The sequence below is a fragment of the Burkholderia sp. IT-111MI5 genome (assembly GCF_949752865.1).
GTDB classification, from domain to species: Bacteria; Pseudomonadota; Gammaproteobacteria; order Burkholderiales; family Burkholderiaceae; genus Burkholderia; species Burkholderia pyrrocinia_C.
In genome coordinates, this window is sequence record NZ_CATKIF010000028.1 from 1 (window position 1) to 16,699 (window position 16,699).

Here is a 16,699-nt window from a genome sequence, read left to right on the forward strand (position 1 = left end):
TGTGAAATTATTTTGAAACAGTCACCGTGCGCTATCGCGCACGGTGACTTGGGGCTCGACGGGCTGGGCATCACAGCGCGAGCCGCCCGCTATAGATGCGGGACAAGCCACTCTTTCTTCCTATAAATAGGAGACGAGCGGCATGACGCTCCCAAGCGCGCTCCGGGTTCACATCCCCACCAATCACCGGGCCGCCGAACACGATGTCGCACCGACCGGCTGCAATATCGCGCGTTCGCGCCTTCATCGGTTGCGCAACCCTCCTGCGGAACGGACAAGGAGACCTTACGCAGTCGAGTATCATGCCGCGACCGAACCACGCACTCACATCGACGATGGACAGCACCACTCAACCCGGCGACGCCGATCTTCGCGACGAATATGCAGCGCTGCGCGAGCGCGCCATCCTGCTCGAAGAACAGGTCCCGCCGCTTCTGCAACGCATCTCGGATGTATTGCCGCGGATCAGCGGCGAATCCGAACTCGCGGACGAGCATCGCGAACGGCTCATCGGCGCACGCAATGCGGCGCTGGTTTCGATCGAAAACTATCAGCAGGCGATTCCTTTCCTGCAGACGGCCGACTCGATCATCGAGCAGATGGACAAGACGCCCGAGCGCGACGAAGACATCGAGTGGCGTGAATCCCTGCTGCAACGGCTCGACGAACTGATCGACGTCGCGGTCGTGATGATCGACGATGCGGAAGGCTACTTCGAACAGGCGCAAGCCTGCGATCTGTCCAGCGTGCCGAAATCCATCCTCGAGGATTGAGCAGTGCCGCTCGGGACCGCGCGGCGCACCGGCGTCATGTCGTGTGCGCCCGCAATCCCGACGCGTGCCGACAGACAATCGCTGCCTGACACCTTCGTCGTCAGGCCTGCCGCACACCTCCCGCAAAAGCTCACCTTGTCGCAACGACAATCCTGCGATCTGCGCCCGCCCGGGGTCGCGCGTCGCAACTACAACGAGTCGAGCACGATCGTCTCGCTCACGATCGGCACACGGATATATCCACCCTCTGCATCGCCATACGCATGCGCGCTTCCATCGATGACGTATTGCGCCGTCAGCGCACACAGGGTCGCGTCTCGCGCATCGACGGATAGCAGCGTCGACACGTCGATCCCCAGCCGCTCCAGCAATTGCCGGCGCTGGTTGCGCTTCTGCTTTGCCGATGCAACCGCCTTGCCCAGCAGCGCGCAGGTAATCGCGTACGGATAGGTTTCGAAGCTCGCGCGTCCGCCCGCATAGTGCGCGCCGGTCAGCAACGGATAGGCATCCGCGAGCGAGCGGTAGACACGCTCTCCGATGAACATCCAGTCGAAGAAGCCAGACGTGCTCGCGACCGCCTGCTCCCGCGACGGCGTCGGAAAGCACGAGATCCGTTCGCGCGCGAGCGCCTGCTCGGCCGCCCGGCGCCCGCTTCCCGCCCACCACAGGCTCGGCGCGTCGACGCCAACGGCCATGACGTCATGGGCGAGGCACAGCGCAGGCAACGCCTCGGGCGCGATCCGCCGTTCGCGGCAAACGACCGTCGACCCGCGCAGGATCACGAGATCGCATAGCTTCCTGTCGCCCCCGACGTCGACACCCGCCACGGCAGCCGGTTGCCGTGCGGCGGATCCGACGGATCGGGCCGATCGCATGCGGACGCCTCAGTCCGCGGGCCGTGCGCCGTACGCGGCGTCGAAAATGGCCTCGAGACCGGGATGCACGCCGCGCATCGGATCGACGACCGACTTCGCCCAGTCGAAGTACGCCTGCTTGCGCTCGAGCGGCCAGTCCGCGGGCGGATGCCGCGCGATGTCGCGCAGGTTGCAGATCTTGTCGGCCAGCTTCACGAGCTTGGCGCGCCGGCTGATGGTAGCCGCATGCTCGACCTGCAGGCGCTTGCGCTCGTCCTTCGGCAGCGACTTGTCGTCCGTGACTTCCATTACGATGTCCGCCACGTCCTTGCCGAACAGCCGCAGCAGCTCCTGCTCGGTCGTCTCCGTATCCTCGACCGTGTCGTGCAGCACGGCCGCGACGATCACGCGTTCGTCCTCGACGCCGGCTTCGTTGGCCAGCACGTCGGCAAGCGCGATCGGATGATTGATGTACGGCGACGCTTCTTCGTCCTTGCGCCGCTGATTGCGATGCTTGTCCGCCGCGAACGCGATCGCGGCTACCAGCTTTTTCATGTTCCCCCCTCGTGTGGCCAGTCCCGCGACCGGCAGAACCGGCCGCGTGCATTTCGGAACCGCACATACTACCTGCTCGCGATGACCCTTCCCGTGTGCCGGCATCCCTGCGCGCCCCGCGTCACGCGCCGGCCGGCGCGCGCTGCAGCTCGACCACGTTGACCCGCGCGCCGAATACGTCCTTCACGAGCGGCAGCAGGTGGTCGTGGTGCGTCAGGAACAGCACCTGGGTTCGCGTCGACAGATCGCGCAGCGCGTCGAGCCCGGCCTTCGCGCGCGCGTCGTCGAAGTTGATGAACAGGTCGTCGGCAACGAACGGCAGCGCGGTCCTGCTGCCGAGCTGCAGCTCCAGCGCCGCGATTCGCAGCGCAAGGAACAACTGGTCGCGCGTTCCTTCGCTCAACCCTGCGACCTCGACCGACGCCCCCTTTATCCGCCGTGCATACAGCGCCGGCGGCGTCCGTTCGGTATCGACGGTGAGCTTCGCGAACTCGCCCAGCGTGAGCCCGGCGAAGATCTCACCCGCCCGCCTGAGCATCGGCCCCTGCTTCTGGTCGCGATAGCGGTCCGTCGCCCACTTCAGCAAGCGGCTTGCGGTGGCCGCCTCCAGATACTGTTCGGCCGCGTCGCCCATCGCCGCGAGCGCTTCCTGCCGCTTCGATTCGGCGACGGCCGCGTTCGCCTGGCCGTCGATCGCGCCGAACGCCTGGTCGGCCACGACCTGCTGCTGCGCGAGCTCGTTCAACCGCTTGCCGACATCGCTCAGCGACTGCTTCACCGCCTCCAGACGCGCCGGCACGTCGGCGATGTCCTGTTCCGCGACCTCCGCCTCGACGGCCGAACGGGACAGCCCGTCGCCGTCGCGCACCAGCGCCTCGTGCGCGGCATCGACCGCCTGCCGAAGCTGGCGCTGTCGATCCGAGCGTTCGGCCAGCGGCAGCGCCGCGTCGATCGACGCCACGCCGGCCAATTGAAGCAGCGGCTGGATACGCGCATCGGCGCCCGCCACCGCCGCGGCCGCATCCGTGACCTTGCCGTCGGCCTGCCGCACGGCTTCGTCGGCACGCTCGATCGCGCGCGCGATTTCCTTCGCGGCCGCGAGACGCATCGCCAGCCTGCGTGCCACGTCCAGCCAGTCGCCGCTCGCCAGCCATTCCGGCGCGAGCGCTTCGGCAAGCCGCCGCGCGCCGGCCTCGAGCGCGGCCAGCTCGGCGCGGATCGCGGCGATGCGGTTGCGCGGCGCATCCGCATCGGCCAGTTCGGCCGTCACCGCATTCGCGAGCCCGAGCGCGCCTTCTGCCGCTGCCAGCGTCACCGCGCTCGCGGAAAGTTTCGCGTCGGCCAGCGCGTCGCGCCATTGCGCGTGCCACGCATCGTAGGCTGCTTGCGCATGGCCGACTCGCGACTGCGCCGTTGCGCATCCGCGTTCGGCTTCCCGCGCGCGGTCGTCGAGGCTGTCCTTCTGCGCGATCGCTTTCTCGGCCGACTGCACGAACGTCTCGGCGATGGCGACGAGTGCCGCCAGTCCGTCCGTCTCGCTGCCTCGCGACACCGTATGCAGCGCCGAACGCAACGCGGCTTCGGCACCGGCGCGCGCCGCGCGAATCGTGTCGAATTCGCGGCGCTGACGGTCGAGATCGGCCTGCGCAGCGAACACCGTATCGCGCTTCGCGAGCCAGTCGCCCATCGCCGCCAGCGGCATGCCGGGCACCGCGGCCGTCGTCGCGAGTTCGGCCCATGCGTCGCGATGCGCGGCCAGCTCGCGCTCGCGTTCGTCCGACGCAGCCTGCCTGCGCGCGACACCGGCACGCGCGGATTCGACCTGCTGACGCAGCGACTGCAGCGTCGCCGCCGCCTGCGTGGCGCCGAGCTGTGCATCGACGAGTTCGTCGGCGAGGCGAATCGCGTCGTCGACCGCCGGTGCGCCCGTTGCCAGATCGACGGCGCCGCTGCGGATGTCGCCCCATGCGCCGTCGCGTCGTGCGCGCGCCGCCAGCACGTCGGCGGTCGTGACGACCTTGTGGTTCTCCGCGAAATGCTTCTCCTGCAGTTCGAGCCGCTCGAGCTCTTCGAGCGCGCCGTCCCGCGCGTCGCGCGCGGCAGCGGCCGCGCTGGCGCGTTCGCTGTCCTCCTTGAGCAGCGCGCCGAGCCGCGCCGCCGACGGCACGTTGAGCGCGCGCAGCGTATCGACCGGCATGCGCCACTGGCCGAGCGCCTCGAGCGCGCCGGACAGCGTGCGTTCGGCGGCAGCGATTTCATGTTCGAGCGCCTGTTCGCGTTGGCCGCTGTTGCGAAAGCCTTGCGCATCGGCGAGCGCCGCGCGCAGCGCCTCTGGCACGTCGGCGGTCGACAGGCGCGCCCGTTGCTCCTGCACCTGCTCGAGCTCGCGCGTGCGTTCGTCGAGCGATTCGCGCGCGCCGGCCAGCGCCTGGTGCAGCGCGCCGTGGTCGCGCAGCAGGTTCGCGACGGTCTTCAGCGACAGCGCCGTCGGCAGCGACGCGCGCAGCGTCGCTTCGTCCGTCGGCCAGTCGAGCTGCGCGGCGGCCGAAAACGCGGCGGACAGGTGCCGCTCGACGTCGGCGCCGAGCAGCAACAGATCCTGCGCGTGATTCATGCACGCGCCGCGCAGCCGATCGAGCGCTTCGATGTCGGCTTCGAGCGCCAGCGTATCGGCGTCGGCATCGATCGCATCGCGCGCCTGCCGTTTCGCAAGCAGGTCGGCACGCCGTTCTTCGAGCACCTTCTGTTCGGCCGCGAGATCGCCCTGCGCCTTCAGCAGGTCCGCATACGCGGTCGGCGGCAACTCGACGACCGCGCCCAGTTCTGCCAGCGCCGCATCCTTGACCGTCAGCTCCTTCAGGTATGGTGCCAACCGCCGAACGCGCTCGAGCTTCGAGCGCAGCGATTCGAGCCGGCGCTGCTCCGCGCGCGCGTGCTCGATCTGCTGTTCGACCGCTTCGCGCGCGTCCTTGCGATCGACCCAGTCGCGCGTGCGCACCTGGACCGTCTTCAGTTCGGTCACGGCTTCGTTGAACGATGTTTCTGCCAGCGCAAACGCGCTGCCGCTGCGGCGCGGTGCCCAAAGTTCGACCGAACGCGCGTCGAGTTCCTCGCGCACCGGCCCGAGACTGCCGACACCGGCAGCCGATTCGAACAGCACCTGGCCGAGCTTGTCGGATGCATCGAGAATACTGCGGCCGCCGTCGACCAGCCGCCCGTGATCGAGCCCGAACATCTGCTCGAAGAATTCGCGCGTCGCGCCGTCGAGGATGGCGGCCAGATAGTCGTCGGGAAGCTTGTCGTCGGCAGGCGTGCGCAACGGACTGCGCCCGCGCGCACGATGAAACGCGAGCTCGCCCGTGCCGTTCTCAAGCACGCCGCCGATCCGCAGTTCAGGCGTGCTGTGCAGGAAATCGAGCGGAGTCTGCAGCTTCATCCCGAACAGCAGCTCGGACACGGCCGTGCGAATCGTCGACTTGCCGGCCTCGTTCGGCCCGACGATCACATGAAAATCCTCGCCGGCCGACGGGAATCGCAGTGTTTCGTCGGTGAACTTGCCGTACTTGATCAGATCGAGCTGGCTGATGCGCATCGCTTACTCCCCCCTTGCCAGCCGCGCGAGCAGCGCGGGACCGACCTGCTCGACCAGCGCCGTGAGCTCGCCCGCGCGCGCCATCGTCAACAACGGCACTTCCTCCTTCACGTCGCTGCGGACCTTGCCGACGAACGGCTTCAGGTCGCGTTCGAGCAGCGCGAGGAAATCCGGATCGTGCGCGGCTTCGGCCAGGATCTGCTTCAAATCCTCCAGCGCTTCAAGCTGCTCGCTCTCGCCCTGCTGATGATCGGCGGCAGACGTCGCGAGCCGGACCTTCTCCAGCCACAGCCGCTCGTTGCCGATGATGCCGATCTGGTTCAGCACCTCCGCACGCAGCTGCGGCGCGCGGCCGAAAAAGAGCCCGTGCGCGGGCGTGCGCCCGGTGACCGTCACGCGCACCGCGCGCGGCACGTGGCTGTCGACGGTCAGCAGCGCCTCCAGCGACTGGCCGATCTTTCTCGACAGGTCGGCGACCGTGAAGCAATCGGATGCGTCGACCGACACGGCTTCCCACCGCAGCACGTCGAGATACAGGCGCTCGACCTGCGTACGGCCTTGCTCGACCGTCACGAGCACCGCGCCGCGGCGCCCCGTCTCGCGGATATGGCGCCCCTGCAGGTTGCCGGGAAACACGACGGTGGACGGGCCCGTCCACTGCTGGAATTCGTGCACGTGGCCGAGCGCCCAGTAGTCGTAGCCTTTCGCGTGCAGTTCGGCCAGCGTGCACGGCGCATAGTTCGCGTGCGCCGAATACCCTTCGAGCGCCGTGTGCAGCACGCCGATGTTGTAGTGCCCGGGCACCGGGTCCGGATAGCCGATCGCGAGATTGTCGACGACGGCCTTGTCCTTGAAGCTCTGCCCGTGCAGCGCGACGTCGAATTCCGGCAGCCTGAAGGTTTCCGGCTTGCGGTGGCCGAACACGGTGACGTTGTCGGGCAGCGTCAGCTTCTTCGTCATCTCGCTTTCGGCATCGTGGTTGCCGCCGAGGACGAACGCGCGAATACCGGCCTTGCGCAGGCGCCCCATCTGCTGGCCGAAGAAGATGCCGGTGTTGTGATCCTTCCAGTCGCCGTCGTACAGGTCGCCCGCGATCACGAGGAACGCGACTTCCTCTTCGATCGCACGATCCACGAGTTGCCGCAACGCCTCGCGCGACGCGTTGCGCAACTGCGCGGCCGGCGCGTCGGGATACGCGCTCAGGCCGTGCAACGGGCTGTCAAGGTGAATGTCTGCCGCGTGGATGAACTTCACGAAGATTCCTCTGTTTCATGACGAAGGGCGGCGCCGCTCGCGCAGGCCCGGCCGTCAATCGCAATCCTGGTAGCCGCGCGCATCCGACCGGATCATGCTGCCGGTTGCCAGCGGGTCGGGATGGTACCTGAAAGCGGGTAACGACATGGGGTTCTCCGTCGGTCCGGATGGTGGAGAAAGCACGCGATGCCAATTCGAACGGCCATTGTGCCGTGGCGCGACTGTCTTACCGCCGTCGTGCGCGAGATATTTCCACCGAACGTCGTTGCCGGCCGGTGCGTCGTGGCCATTCGATCGCATGGCCGCTGGCGGGACGCACCGATTCGGGCGTCGGCGTTTGGAAACCGACAGCGCCAGCACCGCTGTCTTCAACGCAACCGATATCGTCCGGCGGTTTCGTATTCGCATGGATCGCGCGGGATCGCCGCGGGGTTCGTCGTATGCACCGGCGTGCCACCCGGGTAATACCGTTTCCGGATCGCGCCGCGTGCGTCGTTCGTCGAGACGAACGCGGCGCGATCCGCTGCATGCCGTCACTCGCCGCGCGGCACGGGCGGCGGCGCAAAGCCATTGTCGTTGCCAGGGAACGGATTCGCGTTGCGGCGCAGCGCTTCCTCGTCGTTCTCCTTCTGCGCGAACAGCGCGACGCCGATCACGCCGACGTTCGCGGCATCGCCGTACTTCGAGTTCGCGACATAGCTGTCAGGTACCGCCGCGAAGCGGAACGCGGCGACTTCGTCGCGGCTCTTGCGGAAGCCCTCGATCGTCAGCGTGCGGCCCGGATACAGCACGTAACCGCCGTTCGTATAGCTGCCCGGCCGCCCTGACAGCACGTCGAGCCCGTCGACCGTCGACACGACTTCGAACGTGCGGCGCCCCTGGTTGCGCAGCACGATCATGTAGCGCGAACCCTCGACACCTGCCATGTGCCAGCGGCCGTTGTTGCGCGCGAGGCGCAGCGGCGCGCCCTTCTCGTCCGCAAACGACAGCGCGATGTCGCCGTTCGCGAGCGCGACGCGGGTCGGCAGCCGGCGCACCTGGGATGCGGGCAGATGTCCGGGCAGCGCGTCGTTGTAGTAGACCGACGCGAGATCCGTCGGCTTCGCCGGATCCGCGCGTTCGAATTCGACATTGCGGGTTTCGGATCGCACCGACTCGCCCCACGCGGTGCCGAGCCCGCGGCGTTCGCTGGCGTCCGGAACCAGCGGTGAAGCCGCAGACGCGCCGATACTGCCTGACGGCGGGGGCGGCGCTGCGCAGGCGGCCAGCCAGAGCGCGCAGGCGAGCGCGAGAAGACGGAACAGGATGGTCATGACGTGATGCCTCGGAATGTTATCGGGCCGCGCCGGGCGGGCCGGAACGGCGTTTTGGTGTCGTCTGTCGTCACGATGTCGATCGGACATGCTTGCCCGCGTCGGCCGGCGCTGCCATCGCGGCAACCCGGCAACCGGGAGCCCCGCTATTTAAGCATGGCAGCCGGGCAATGGGCAGGGGCCGCGCGCGTCGCCTGTCGCGGGCTCGTGCCCGGGGCATCCGGTAGCGCACGTGCCCATCGCGCCGCCGGATTCGCGGCGAACGCCGATGCATCACTGTATTGCGACGAACATCGAACGGCGCGCTGTGTGCGCCGATAAAAAAACGGCCCGGCCCGCTTCGAAGCGGGCCGGGCCGTGATTGGATGCGTGCTGCTTACAGCGCGCCGCCTTGTGCCGAAGCCGAACCCTTCACGCCGACCGATGCGCCGCCCTGCACCGAGTTCGTCGCGCCTTCGAGCGCTTCGCCGGCCTTCGCCTTCGCGCCGCCCGCAACGTCGCCTGCCGTCGACACCGCGCCTTGCGCGTGGCTCTTTGCGGTACCTGCGACGTGCTTCACGTGCGACTTCGTCGAGTGTACGGCCGAGGCCGCGGCATCCTTCGCCGTGCCCGCTGCCGAACCCACCGCCTGGGTCGCGCCGCCCACCGCATTGCCGGCTGCCGCGCCGACGCCGCCGACCGTCTTGCCGACGCCGTTCAGCGCGCCGCCGACGAGGTTGCCTGCGCCCGAACCCGAGCCTGCCGCATTCGCGCCGGCGCCAGCCTGCACGCCCACGCCGCCGCCGAGCAGCGGCGTCTGGACCTGTGCGCCGACGCCTGCGGAACCCTCTGCGCCGGTCTGGGCCGTCTGTGCGAAAGCAGCCGACGTCGCCATCGCCGTCAGAGCGGCACCCAGCAGAATCGTACGAATCTTGTTCATGGTCATTCTCCCCAAAGACGTTGTTGCTGCGAGCCGCGTTCGTGCGGCTTGTCGCATGCCTCGCCGCGACGTGCGGCAGGTGGAGCTAATGTAGCGGCGCCGACGCGCAAAACGATTGATTTGCAGGGACTGTTACTTCAGTTGCAAATGCTGACGATTGACTCACACTGTTTGACAATCGGGGGCTTGAGATGGGAAGACGGCGTACTTGCCGGCGAGCAGGTGCGAACCCGGCGGCATGCGGCACGGGTCGCCCCGCGATCACGCTTCACCCGATCGTCGCGCATCGGGAAACCACGAAAGTGAAACGGCTAGCAGGGAAACCAGCCGCTTTTATAAGCATCCCAAAGTATGTGTGTCGACCGGCCGTCGGTGCGGCACGACAACCGGCGCGTCGCGATCGATTCGATATCGTCGGACACGCACGCCGCCGCTCCGGGTTGTCCGATGCGCCGAAGGCGAGCTTAAATGCCTTTTCCCGCAATGCGTCTGCTGCCGGCTTGTCGATCGCCGTACCCGGATCGCCGTCGATTGCGTCGAACGGCTCGGCATCGCGACTGTCCAGCGCGCTGTCGCAATCGACATCGCCGAGGAAATCGAAAAGCCTGGCGCCGACAGGACTGCGTCCATTTCAAGCAGACGTGCGTGCGTCATTGCAGCCCCTTAAAGAAACACGGCCCCGATCGCCTGTTGGCAGATACAGGCAGATCGGGGCCGTGCGCGTTCCGCCCGGTTACGGCCGGAACGTATCGCCGAGCACCACGCCTTCGCGACGCGGATCGGTGCCGCCCTGCAACGCCGGCGACTGGCCGACCGTCACGCGCATCACCGTGTTGACGCCGCTCGCCTGCGCGGACGTCGACACCTTGTGCCCGAGCGCGAGCAGCCCCGTGATCAGCGGATCGTTCGCACCGTTGTTCGCCGCGTTGACGTTCGGATGCTCGCCGCCGATCGTGGTCGTCGGGCTGTTGCTCGCGCCGAAGTCGACGAGCCCCGCCGACTGCTGCGCGTCGAGCCCCCAGTCGAGCGCGCCGACCAGCGTCTTGACCACGTATTGCGGAATCGTGCCGCCGCCCGGCGAACCGGTCGCCATCACGAAATCGCCGCGCGAACCGTCGGCAGCCTGCCCGAACACGATCGTCGGCGCCATCGAGCTGCGCGGCCGCTTGCCCGGCTGCAGGCGGTTCGCCACCGGATTGCCGGATGCGTCGAGCGGGTTCGCGGAAAAGTCGGTCAGCTGGTTGTTCAGCAGGAAGCCGTTGGTCATGTGGAACGAGCCCATGCTCGACTCGACCGTCGTCGTCGCGCTCAGCACGTTGCCGTCGCCGTCGACGATCGTGAACTGGTTCGTGCCGTGCTCGATCAGCGTCGTGTCGACACCGAGCGGCACCGCGCCGAAATTGCCGGGCTGTGCTGTGCCCATGCTTTTGGTCGTGTCGATCAGCGCCGCGCGCGATTTCAGGTACGGCTTGTTCAGCAGCGTGTCCCACGTGCCGCCCGGCAGCGGTACGAAATCCGTATCGGCCACGTACTTGTCGCGGTCGGCATACGCGAGCCGTTCGGCCTCGGTGACGAGGTGCACGCCCGCGACGGTCGGCTTGCCGCCCTCGAGATCGATCGCCGTCGGCTTCAGCGACTTCAGGTCGAAGTTCTCGAGAATGCCGAGCGCCGCTGCGACCGCGATGCCGCCTGACGACGGCGGCGGCATCCCGCACACCCAGTAGCTGCGATAAGTCGTGCATACGGGTTCGCGGCGCTTCGCCTGATACGCGGCCAGATCCGCGACGGTCGTCTTGCCCGGTGTGAGCGTCGAGCCGTCCGCGCCCTTCGTCGTGGCGATCTTCGCGACGATGTCCTGCGCGATCTGCCCGGTGTACAGCGCATTCGCACCCGACTGCGCCATCAGCGTCAGCGTGTGCGCGTACGCGGGGTTCTTCAGTACGGTGCCGAGCGTCTTCGGCGAGCCATCGGCATTCAGGAAATACGCGGCGGCCTCGGGGTCGCGCTTCAGGTTCGCGGCGTTTGCCGCGATCGCGTCGGCGAGCCGGCCGCCGATCGGGAAGCCGTTGGTCGCGAGCGTGATCGCATCGCCGAACAGGTTCTGCCACGGCAACCGGCCGTGATCCTGCTGCAGTGTCTCGATGAGCCGCGGCACGCCGATCGTGCCGATCGAGCGGCCGCTGGCGCGCGCGTTCGGCAGCGGCGCCGAATGGTCGGTCGTGTCGTCGACGTAGCGCAGGTAGTTCTCCGTCGCGGCGGCCGGCGCGGTTTCGCGGCCGTCGTATGCCTGCAGCGTCTTGCCGCGCGCATCGTAGTAGAGCAGCACGCCGCCCGACCCGAGGCCCGTCGCCTCGGGCACCGTCAGGCCGAGCACGGCCTGCACGGCGACCGCCGCGTCGGCGGCCGTGCCGCCTTTCTTCAGCACCGCGCAGCCGGCCGCGCTCGCGTAAGCGTTCGACGTCGCCACCAGGTAGGTCTTCGCATAGACGGGCTTCATCCCGGTGCGATAACCCGACGACGCTTCCGGCAGCGACGGATCACCCGGCTGGTTCGAGCCCACCACGACCGTCGCGCCGCTGTTGTCGACCGCGAGGCAGCTCGTATCGGTCGAAGGTGCCGGCGTGCGCCCCGCTTCGTTCTCGACGTCGCCGCCGCATGCGGTCAGCAGGGCAGCCGCGAGCAACGCGGACGCATACGGGAAAATCGCTGTTCTGTTCATTGTCTGTCGATGTTCTTTTAGGTCGTTGCGATGGACATCGCGCTGCCTGCAACCCCCTCGGTGCACAGGCAACGCGTTCGATAGTCCCACGAACAAATTTTTTTCCGCAACAAGGAAATGACGCGACGCGACCGGCCGTTGTATGTGCAGCGCCACCGCACCGGCATGAGGGTTCGCTTGCTGCACTGCATCGGCGCGCGCAGGCCCTAGCCCCGCGTCAGCGCGTTGTCGAAATCGCGTTGGACACGCCGCTCGCGCGGGCAATTCCTGCGGCCGTAGTCCGCGGCGAATGGTTCGGGATGTGGATGTCGAAGCAATGGAACGGCGTACCGGACGCGTTCCGGTTCTTCATCACGCTACTGCTCGTGTTTGTTTGCTTGTTGACCTGACGATGCACGACGACGGTATCGACGAGACGCGTGCCGCGCACCGATGCGCCGGTTGCATTGCACGGACCGGCCGGATTGGAATGGACATCGGGACGATTGCCGGCGTCACCGCGTCCGGCTATAAATCGTGGATGGATACGAATCGCTGGATTCACGATCCCGTCGGCGCCTTTCGCGCATGGCAGGAAACCACCGCGACCGGCGCCGGCCGCCGGCCGTTCGCGCCGCGCTCGGTCGTGCAGCACGTCGCGATGTTCGAACGGTTCCTGCGCCATCTGATCGCGCACCGCGTGTCGCTGGCCACGTTCGGGCCCGACCACGTCGCAGCCTTCCTGACGGAGCTCGAACGCACGTGCGCGCCCGGCACCTCGACCCGCGTGCGTTACGCGAAGCTGATCGACCGGCTGGGCCGGCATCTGGTCGACACCGGCGTGCGGACGATCCATCCGGCCGGCCGGACGACGCGCCATCTCGCGTGGCCGGACGGCGAACCCGAGCCGTGCTACCTGCCGCCCGACGCCGACGCGGCGCTGCAGCGCCATGTGCAGCCGCGATCGGACGACACGCCGGCCGACTGCCGGAATCGCGCGATCGTCGCGCTGCTGCTCGCGAGCGGCATCACGTCCGCCGAGATTCGCGCGACGACGCATGACGCGCCCGATCTCGACGCGCTGCCGCCGGCGCTGTCCGTGCCGCGCGATCGCGCGCGGCCGGCGCGCCGGATCGAACTCGCCGCGTTCGCGCTGGCACCGCTCGCCGCATGGCGTGCGCGTTCGACAGACGCACCGGCATCGGTACTGCTGTTTCCCGCGCCGCGCGGCGGTGGCGCGATGAACGACATGTTTCTGCTGCTCGTGGTGCGCGACGCGCTGACCTCGATCGGCTTCCACGCAGCGGACATGAGCCCGCGCGTGCTGCGCAACACGTATGCGCGCCGCCAGTTGCTCGCCGGCCACGTGCACGCCGATGTCAGCGCCATGCTCGGTCTCGTCAGTACGCGAACGGTCACGCGCATCCGGCAGACGCTGCCGCCCGATGCTGCCGCGGATCGCGCCGCGCACGAGCGTTGAAGCAGCTCACGGCATGGGCCCTGCCCTGTTCTTTTTTCCTATTCGCCCGGCTTCGACTCGATCAGCCGCAGAATCCGGGTGTCGTACGGCGATTGCATGACTTCCGCGACGCGGATCTCGGGTGCGGCCGGGTGCAGCGGATTCAGCAGGAAGTTGTGCGCGTGCGGCACGACGACGCTCGGGACGCGCAGCAGCGCGCTCGGCTGCGTGTGCAGCCACTCGGTGCCGGCGCTGCGGGTCCAGTCCACGTTCGTTTGCCAGTCGTCCGGCGCGTCGCCTTCCGCGATCTCGGCGACGTCCACCGATTCCGGCACCTCGATACGAAGCAACTGGTATCCGCTCGGCAATTGCGCGACGGTGGCGATTTCGAAATGCACGAGCGTCTCGAGCAGCGCGAGCGCCGGATGCTCGGCGAGATACACGACGGGCTGTCCGGCAAAATGCCAGCGCCCGCCGGCGCGCAACCCGCCGATGCCTTTCAGGTCGGCGTAATTGCTGATCCGCCACAGCGTCGTCAAGCGAAGTACCCCTCGTCGATCTGCGTGAGCACCTCTTCGACGAGCCGCGCGCCATGCTCGGTGCTCGCCATGTCGAGCGACGTGCGGCCGCCGAAGCGCTGAAGCCCGTTGCGCAGCCACGCCATCGCCTTGTCCTGGTCGCCGAACGTGGCCGTCGCCTGCGCGACGATGCGCGCGAGGCGAATCGCCTTGTCGGATTCCTCCGGCGACAGGCGTTCGTGCGCCTGGCGACGGTGGCTCAGCGTGCGGCGCGGGATGATAAAGGCCAGCTCGTCCGATTTCAGCCCGCGCTCCGACAGCCGGTCGATTACCGAGACGTCGATGCGTGCGCTCGCCAGCTCGGCAAGATCCGCACCCGATCGGACGCGGATCGCCAGCAGCTGCTCGAGAATCGTGAATTCGGCCTGACGCGGATGCGCGATACCCGAAGGATGAAAAGCGATGGTGCTCATGACCTCTCTCCGGCAATTTGCCCAATCATTATAGGCGTTTTGCCGAGGACTTGTGGGAGCGGGGTTGGGAGAGCCGTTGTGGCCTGTCCGTCGAGCGTCGGCGAAGGAGCCAGCGGATGTGGCCGGCTGTCTGGGCAGCAGAATCCGGCGGTTGCGAATCGAAGATTCGCCTGGGTGAGGTAATGCAATCATTCAGTATATAAAGTCAGAGAAACATCTGGTGATTGTTACGTAACAACTTTTTTACTGACTTAAGGTGACTCCGCCCGCGGCGGTGCTCGTGAAGCGTTCTCGAGCACGCTGCGACGGAGCGTGGCCACCAAGAGACACTTCGGCGCGTTCACCGGAATCTGATTGAAATTGACGCCGAGACGGAAACGCTGCGCATCGCCGGCGAAAAACAGGCGCGCCTGCAACACGGCGGCTCGTCATTTGCTCGAGAACGCGCATGACACGCAGAAACAGGTCGCCGCGAAATGCAGCTTCGCGAATGTCGATACGCTCAGGCGGTCGTTCACCCGGCACGTCGGGATCACGCCCGCCGAATATCGGAAGCGTCAGGCGGCCCCCGACCAAGTGACACGGAAGTGCATGAGTTATGCCGACCATCTCGCCCAAATACTTCGGAATGCGATTCAATTGATCGTCACGTGGCCGCCGGTCGATCGATCACTTCAGGCCCCGAATGGCTGTGTGCCTGGCCCATGCAGCGCGAGCCGACAGCCCGCAATCATCAGACAAAACCACCAATCCCCACGGATCGTTTACCCAGTTGCAATAATTATTCGCTGGAACGCGTATTTCCGACCGGTAACGCGATCGCTACGATGCAAATCAACCGCTGAACGCAACAAGCGAAGCGCGAAATCAACGAAACCGGAGGTCATCATGAAGTCGTTCATCTACGCTGTCGTCGCAGCAACCGCCCTGTCCGCCTCGTATGGCGCATTCGCACAATCGAACCCGTCGGGCCAGTTGACGCGTGCCCAGGTGCGCGCGGAACTCGTCCAGCTCGAACAGGCCGGCTACAAGCCCGAAGTCTCCGATCCGTACTACCCCCGCGCGCTGCAGATGGCACAGGCCCGCGTAACGAACGCCGATGAAACCGGTTACGGCGCACAAGCCGCCGCCGACGTGCGTGCCGGCCGCGCAATCGCGGTCAAGCAGGATGGCCGCGACTCCGTGTATTTCGGCCAGTAAGCCCGACGCACACGGCGCGTTCCGATCCGCGCGCGGCAAACGAAACACCCTGCTCTGGACTGCACTCCAAAAGTTGGAATTTGATCCGACCTTTGGGGTGTTCGCTTTTCGGTGATCCGCTCCGTGACCGAATCGCGACCGTCGATCGACACGCCCCCGCCGATCGCGCGCCGCGCGGCGCCGTTCACGCAGGCAGCCGGCGTTTGCGCATAGAATGGCCGCGTGGTCGGTGTCGGCCGAAATGAACGCGAGCGAAACCACGACGCCCTGCATGCCCGATCGTCACCACGCCCGCTGGCCGGCCCGCTGCCGTACTCATCGCATTTTTCGAAAAGGAGCGGTTTCATGTCTCAAGCATCCGGTTCCATGATCGCGTTTCGCCGCCCGGACGGCCAGGAGCTGCAGGGTTATCTCGCCAAGCCGGAAAAGACCGAAGGCGCGCCCGCGGTCGTCGTCATCCAGGAATGGTGGGGGCTGAACGACCAGATCCGCGGCGTCGCGGATCGCCTCGCGCGCTGCGGCTACTTCGCGCTCGTGCCCGACCTGTATCGCGGCAAGTCGACGGTCGAGGAAGAAGAGGCACACCACCTGATGACCGGCCTCGATTTCGGCGACGCCGCATCGCAGGACATTCCCGGCGCCGTCACATATCTGAAGACGTTGGCTCCGCGCGTCGCGGTGACGGGCTTCTGCATGGGCGGTGCGCTGACGCTGTTGTCGCTGCAGTTCGCCGACGCGGACGCGGGCGTCACGTGGTACGGCTTCCCGCCGCTCGACTATCTCGATCCGGCGAAGCTCAAGGTGCCGCTGATGGGCCACTGGGCCACACAGGATGCATTCTTCGCGATCGACCAGGTCGACGCGCTGGAAAAGAAGCTGACCGATGCGAAGGTCGGTGTCGAATTCCATCGTTATCTCGCGCATCACGGATTCGCGAACGAAACGGCCGTCGGCCCCGGCCGCATCTCCGGCACGCAGTTCGATCCGGCGTGGTCGCAAGTCGCGTGGGATCGCACGCTTACGTTCTTCGGCCGCACGCTCTGGGCGAAGCCGCAGTAATACGCGATCGACGCGCTCGCGATAAGCCGGCG

General features: G+C 67.1%; 14 protein-coding genes and 3 pseudogenes. 6 read left to right on the plus strand and 11 right to left on the minus strand.

What is annotated here, in order from left to right; all coding sequences use genetic code 11:
* Nucleotides 1-302: 302 nt before the first annotated feature.
* Complete coding sequence (locus ACM6JT_RS21710; RefSeq protein ID WP_217590580.1) at nucleotides 303-773, plus strand: ATPase; 471 nt, start codon at nucleotides 303-305, stop codon at nucleotides 771-773.
* Nucleotides 774-961: 188 nt separating this feature from the next.
* Here ACM6JT_RS21710 and ACM6JT_RS21715 read toward each other — a convergent pair whose 3' ends face one another.
* The 8 genes from ACM6JT_RS21715 to ACM6JT_RS21750 form a co-directional block, all read right to left on the minus strand.
* Entirely contained in the window at nucleotides 962-1,648 is a 687-nt protein-coding gene (locus ACM6JT_RS21715) for a DUF429 domain-containing protein (protein WP_414857253.1), read from the minus strand.
* A gap of 9 nt (nucleotides 1,649-1,657) precedes the next feature.
* Nucleotides 1,658-2,182: an HD domain-containing protein gene (locus ACM6JT_RS21720; RefSeq protein ID WP_034182569.1), complete on the minus strand. Its 525-nt coding sequence runs from the start codon at nucleotides 2,180-2,182 to the stop codon at nucleotides 1,658-1,660.
* A 121-nt stretch (nucleotides 2,183-2,303) separates the two neighbouring features.
* Entirely contained in the window at nucleotides 2,304-5,774 is a 3,471-nt protein-coding gene (locus ACM6JT_RS21725; RefSeq protein WP_414857254.1) for an AAA family ATPase, read from the minus strand.
* 3 nt (nucleotides 5,775-5,777) lie between these two features.
* On the minus strand, nucleotides 5,778-7,028 hold the full coding sequence (locus tag ACM6JT_RS21730) for a metallophosphoesterase family protein (protein ID WP_414857255.1): 1,251 nt from the start codon (nucleotides 7,026-7,028) through the stop codon (nucleotides 5,778-5,780).
* A 54-nt stretch (nucleotides 7,029-7,082) separates the two neighbouring features.
* Nucleotides 7,083-7,175, minus strand: a complete 93-nt coding sequence (locus ACM6JT_RS21735; protein ID WP_219845567.1) for a CbrC family protein — start codon at nucleotides 7,173-7,175, stop codon at nucleotides 7,083-7,085.
* 386 nt (nucleotides 7,176-7,561) lie between these two features.
* On the minus strand, nucleotides 7,562-8,341 hold the full coding sequence (locus ACM6JT_RS21740) for a hypothetical protein (protein WP_414857256.1): 780 nt from the start codon (nucleotides 8,339-8,341) through the stop codon (nucleotides 7,562-7,564).
* 376 nt (nucleotides 8,342-8,717) lie between these two features.
* Nucleotides 8,718-9,260, minus strand: a complete 543-nt coding sequence (locus ACM6JT_RS21745; protein WP_034182565.1) for a hypothetical protein — start codon at nucleotides 9,258-9,260, stop codon at nucleotides 8,718-8,720.
* 733 nt (nucleotides 9,261-9,993) lie between these two features.
* Entirely contained in the window at nucleotides 9,994-11,979 is a 1,986-nt protein-coding gene (locus tag ACM6JT_RS21750) for a gamma-glutamyltransferase family protein (RefSeq protein WP_414857257.1), read from the minus strand.
* A gap of 278 nt (nucleotides 11,980-12,257) precedes the next feature.
* Here ACM6JT_RS21750 and ACM6JT_RS21755 point away from each other — a divergent pair.
* Nucleotides 12,258-12,409 (plus strand): annotated as a pseudogene (locus ACM6JT_RS21755) (DUF2165 family protein); the annotation flags it as partial.
* 90 nt (nucleotides 12,410-12,499) lie between these two features.
* Nucleotides 12,500-13,438, plus strand: a complete 939-nt coding sequence (locus ACM6JT_RS21760) for a site-specific integrase (protein ID WP_414857258.1) — start codon at nucleotides 12,500-12,502, stop codon at nucleotides 13,436-13,438.
* A gap of 38 nt (nucleotides 13,439-13,476) precedes the next feature.
* Here ACM6JT_RS21760 and ACM6JT_RS21765 read toward each other — a convergent pair whose 3' ends face one another.
* From ACM6JT_RS21765 to ACM6JT_RS21775, 3 genes and pseudogenes are all read right to left on the minus strand, one after another.
* Complete coding sequence (locus ACM6JT_RS21765; RefSeq protein WP_034182563.1) at nucleotides 13,477-13,956, minus strand: RES family NAD+ phosphorylase; 480 nt, start codon at nucleotides 13,954-13,956, stop codon at nucleotides 13,477-13,479.
* Complete coding sequence (locus tag ACM6JT_RS21770) at nucleotides 13,953-14,408, minus strand: antitoxin Xre/MbcA/ParS toxin-binding domain-containing protein (protein WP_034182562.1); 456 nt, start codon at nucleotides 14,406-14,408, stop codon at nucleotides 13,953-13,955. Before ACM6JT_RS21770 ends, ACM6JT_RS21765 begins: the two co-directional genes overlap by 4 nt.
* A 326-nt stretch (nucleotides 14,409-14,734) precedes the next feature.
* Nucleotides 14,735-14,827: pseudogene (locus ACM6JT_RS21775) on the minus strand (catalase); the annotation flags it as partial.
* Nucleotides 14,828-14,840: 13 nt separating this feature from the next.
* Between ACM6JT_RS21775 and ACM6JT_RS21780 the strand changes: the two are divergent.
* The 3 genes and pseudogenes from ACM6JT_RS21780 to ACM6JT_RS21790 all read left to right on the plus strand — a co-directional run.
* Nucleotides 14,841-14,906: pseudogene (locus ACM6JT_RS21780) on the plus strand (hypothetical protein); the annotation flags it as partial.
* A 390-nt stretch (nucleotides 14,907-15,296) separates the two neighbouring features.
* Entirely contained in the window at nucleotides 15,297-15,608 is a 312-nt protein-coding gene (locus ACM6JT_RS21785) for a DUF4148 domain-containing protein (protein ID WP_034182561.1), read from the plus strand.
* Nucleotides 15,609-15,953: 345 nt separating this feature from the next.
* Complete coding sequence (locus ACM6JT_RS21790; protein WP_131949420.1) at nucleotides 15,954-16,667, plus strand: dienelactone hydrolase family protein; 714 nt, start codon at nucleotides 15,954-15,956, stop codon at nucleotides 16,665-16,667.
* The last annotated feature ends 32 nt before the right edge of the window (nucleotides 16,668-16,699 follow it).

Bases quoted from the DNA above. Each gene is read 5' to 3' on its own strand.
- ACM6JT_RS21725 (WP_414857254.1), bottom strand. From the start codon at position 5,774: ATGCGCATCAGCCAGCTCGATCTGATCAAGTACGGCAAGTTCACCGAC.
- ACM6JT_RS21785 (WP_034182561.1), top strand. From the start codon at position 15,297: ATGAAGTCGTTCATCTACGCTGTCGTCGCAGCAACCGCCCTGTCCGCC.
- ACM6JT_RS21720 (WP_034182569.1), bottom strand. From the start codon at position 2,182: ATGAAAAAGCTGGTAGCCGCGATCGCGTTCGCGGCGGACAAGCATCGC.
- ACM6JT_RS21790 (WP_131949420.1), top strand. From the start codon at position 15,954: ATGTCTCAAGCATCCGGTTCCATGATCGCGTTTCGCCGCCCGGACGGC.
- ACM6JT_RS21745 (WP_034182565.1), bottom strand. From the start codon at position 9,260: ATGAACAAGATTCGTACGATTCTGCTGGGTGCCGCTCTGACGGCGATG.
- ACM6JT_RS21735 (WP_219845567.1), bottom strand. From the start codon at position 7,175: ATGTCGTTACCCGCTTTCAGGTACCATCCCGACCCGCTGGCAACCGGC.
- ACM6JT_RS21750 (WP_414857257.1), bottom strand. From the start codon at position 11,979: ATGAACAGAACAGCGATTTTCCCGTATGCGTCCGCGTTGCTCGCGGCT.
- ACM6JT_RS21770 (WP_034182562.1), bottom strand. From the start codon at position 14,408: ATGAGCACCATCGCTTTTCATCCTTCGGGTATCGCGCATCCGCGTCAG.
- ACM6JT_RS21760 (WP_414857258.1), top strand. From the start codon at position 12,500: ATGGATACGAATCGCTGGATTCACGATCCCGTCGGCGCCTTTCGCGCA.
- ACM6JT_RS21715 (WP_414857253.1), bottom strand. From the start codon at position 1,648: ATGCGATCGGCCCGATCCGTCGGATCCGCCGCACGGCAACCGGCTGCC.
- ACM6JT_RS21740 (WP_414857256.1), bottom strand. From the start codon at position 8,341: ATGACCATCCTGTTCCGTCTTCTCGCGCTCGCCTGCGCGCTCTGGCTG.
- ACM6JT_RS21710 (WP_217590580.1), top strand. From the start codon at position 303: ATGCCGCGACCGAACCACGCACTCACATCGACGATGGACAGCACCACT.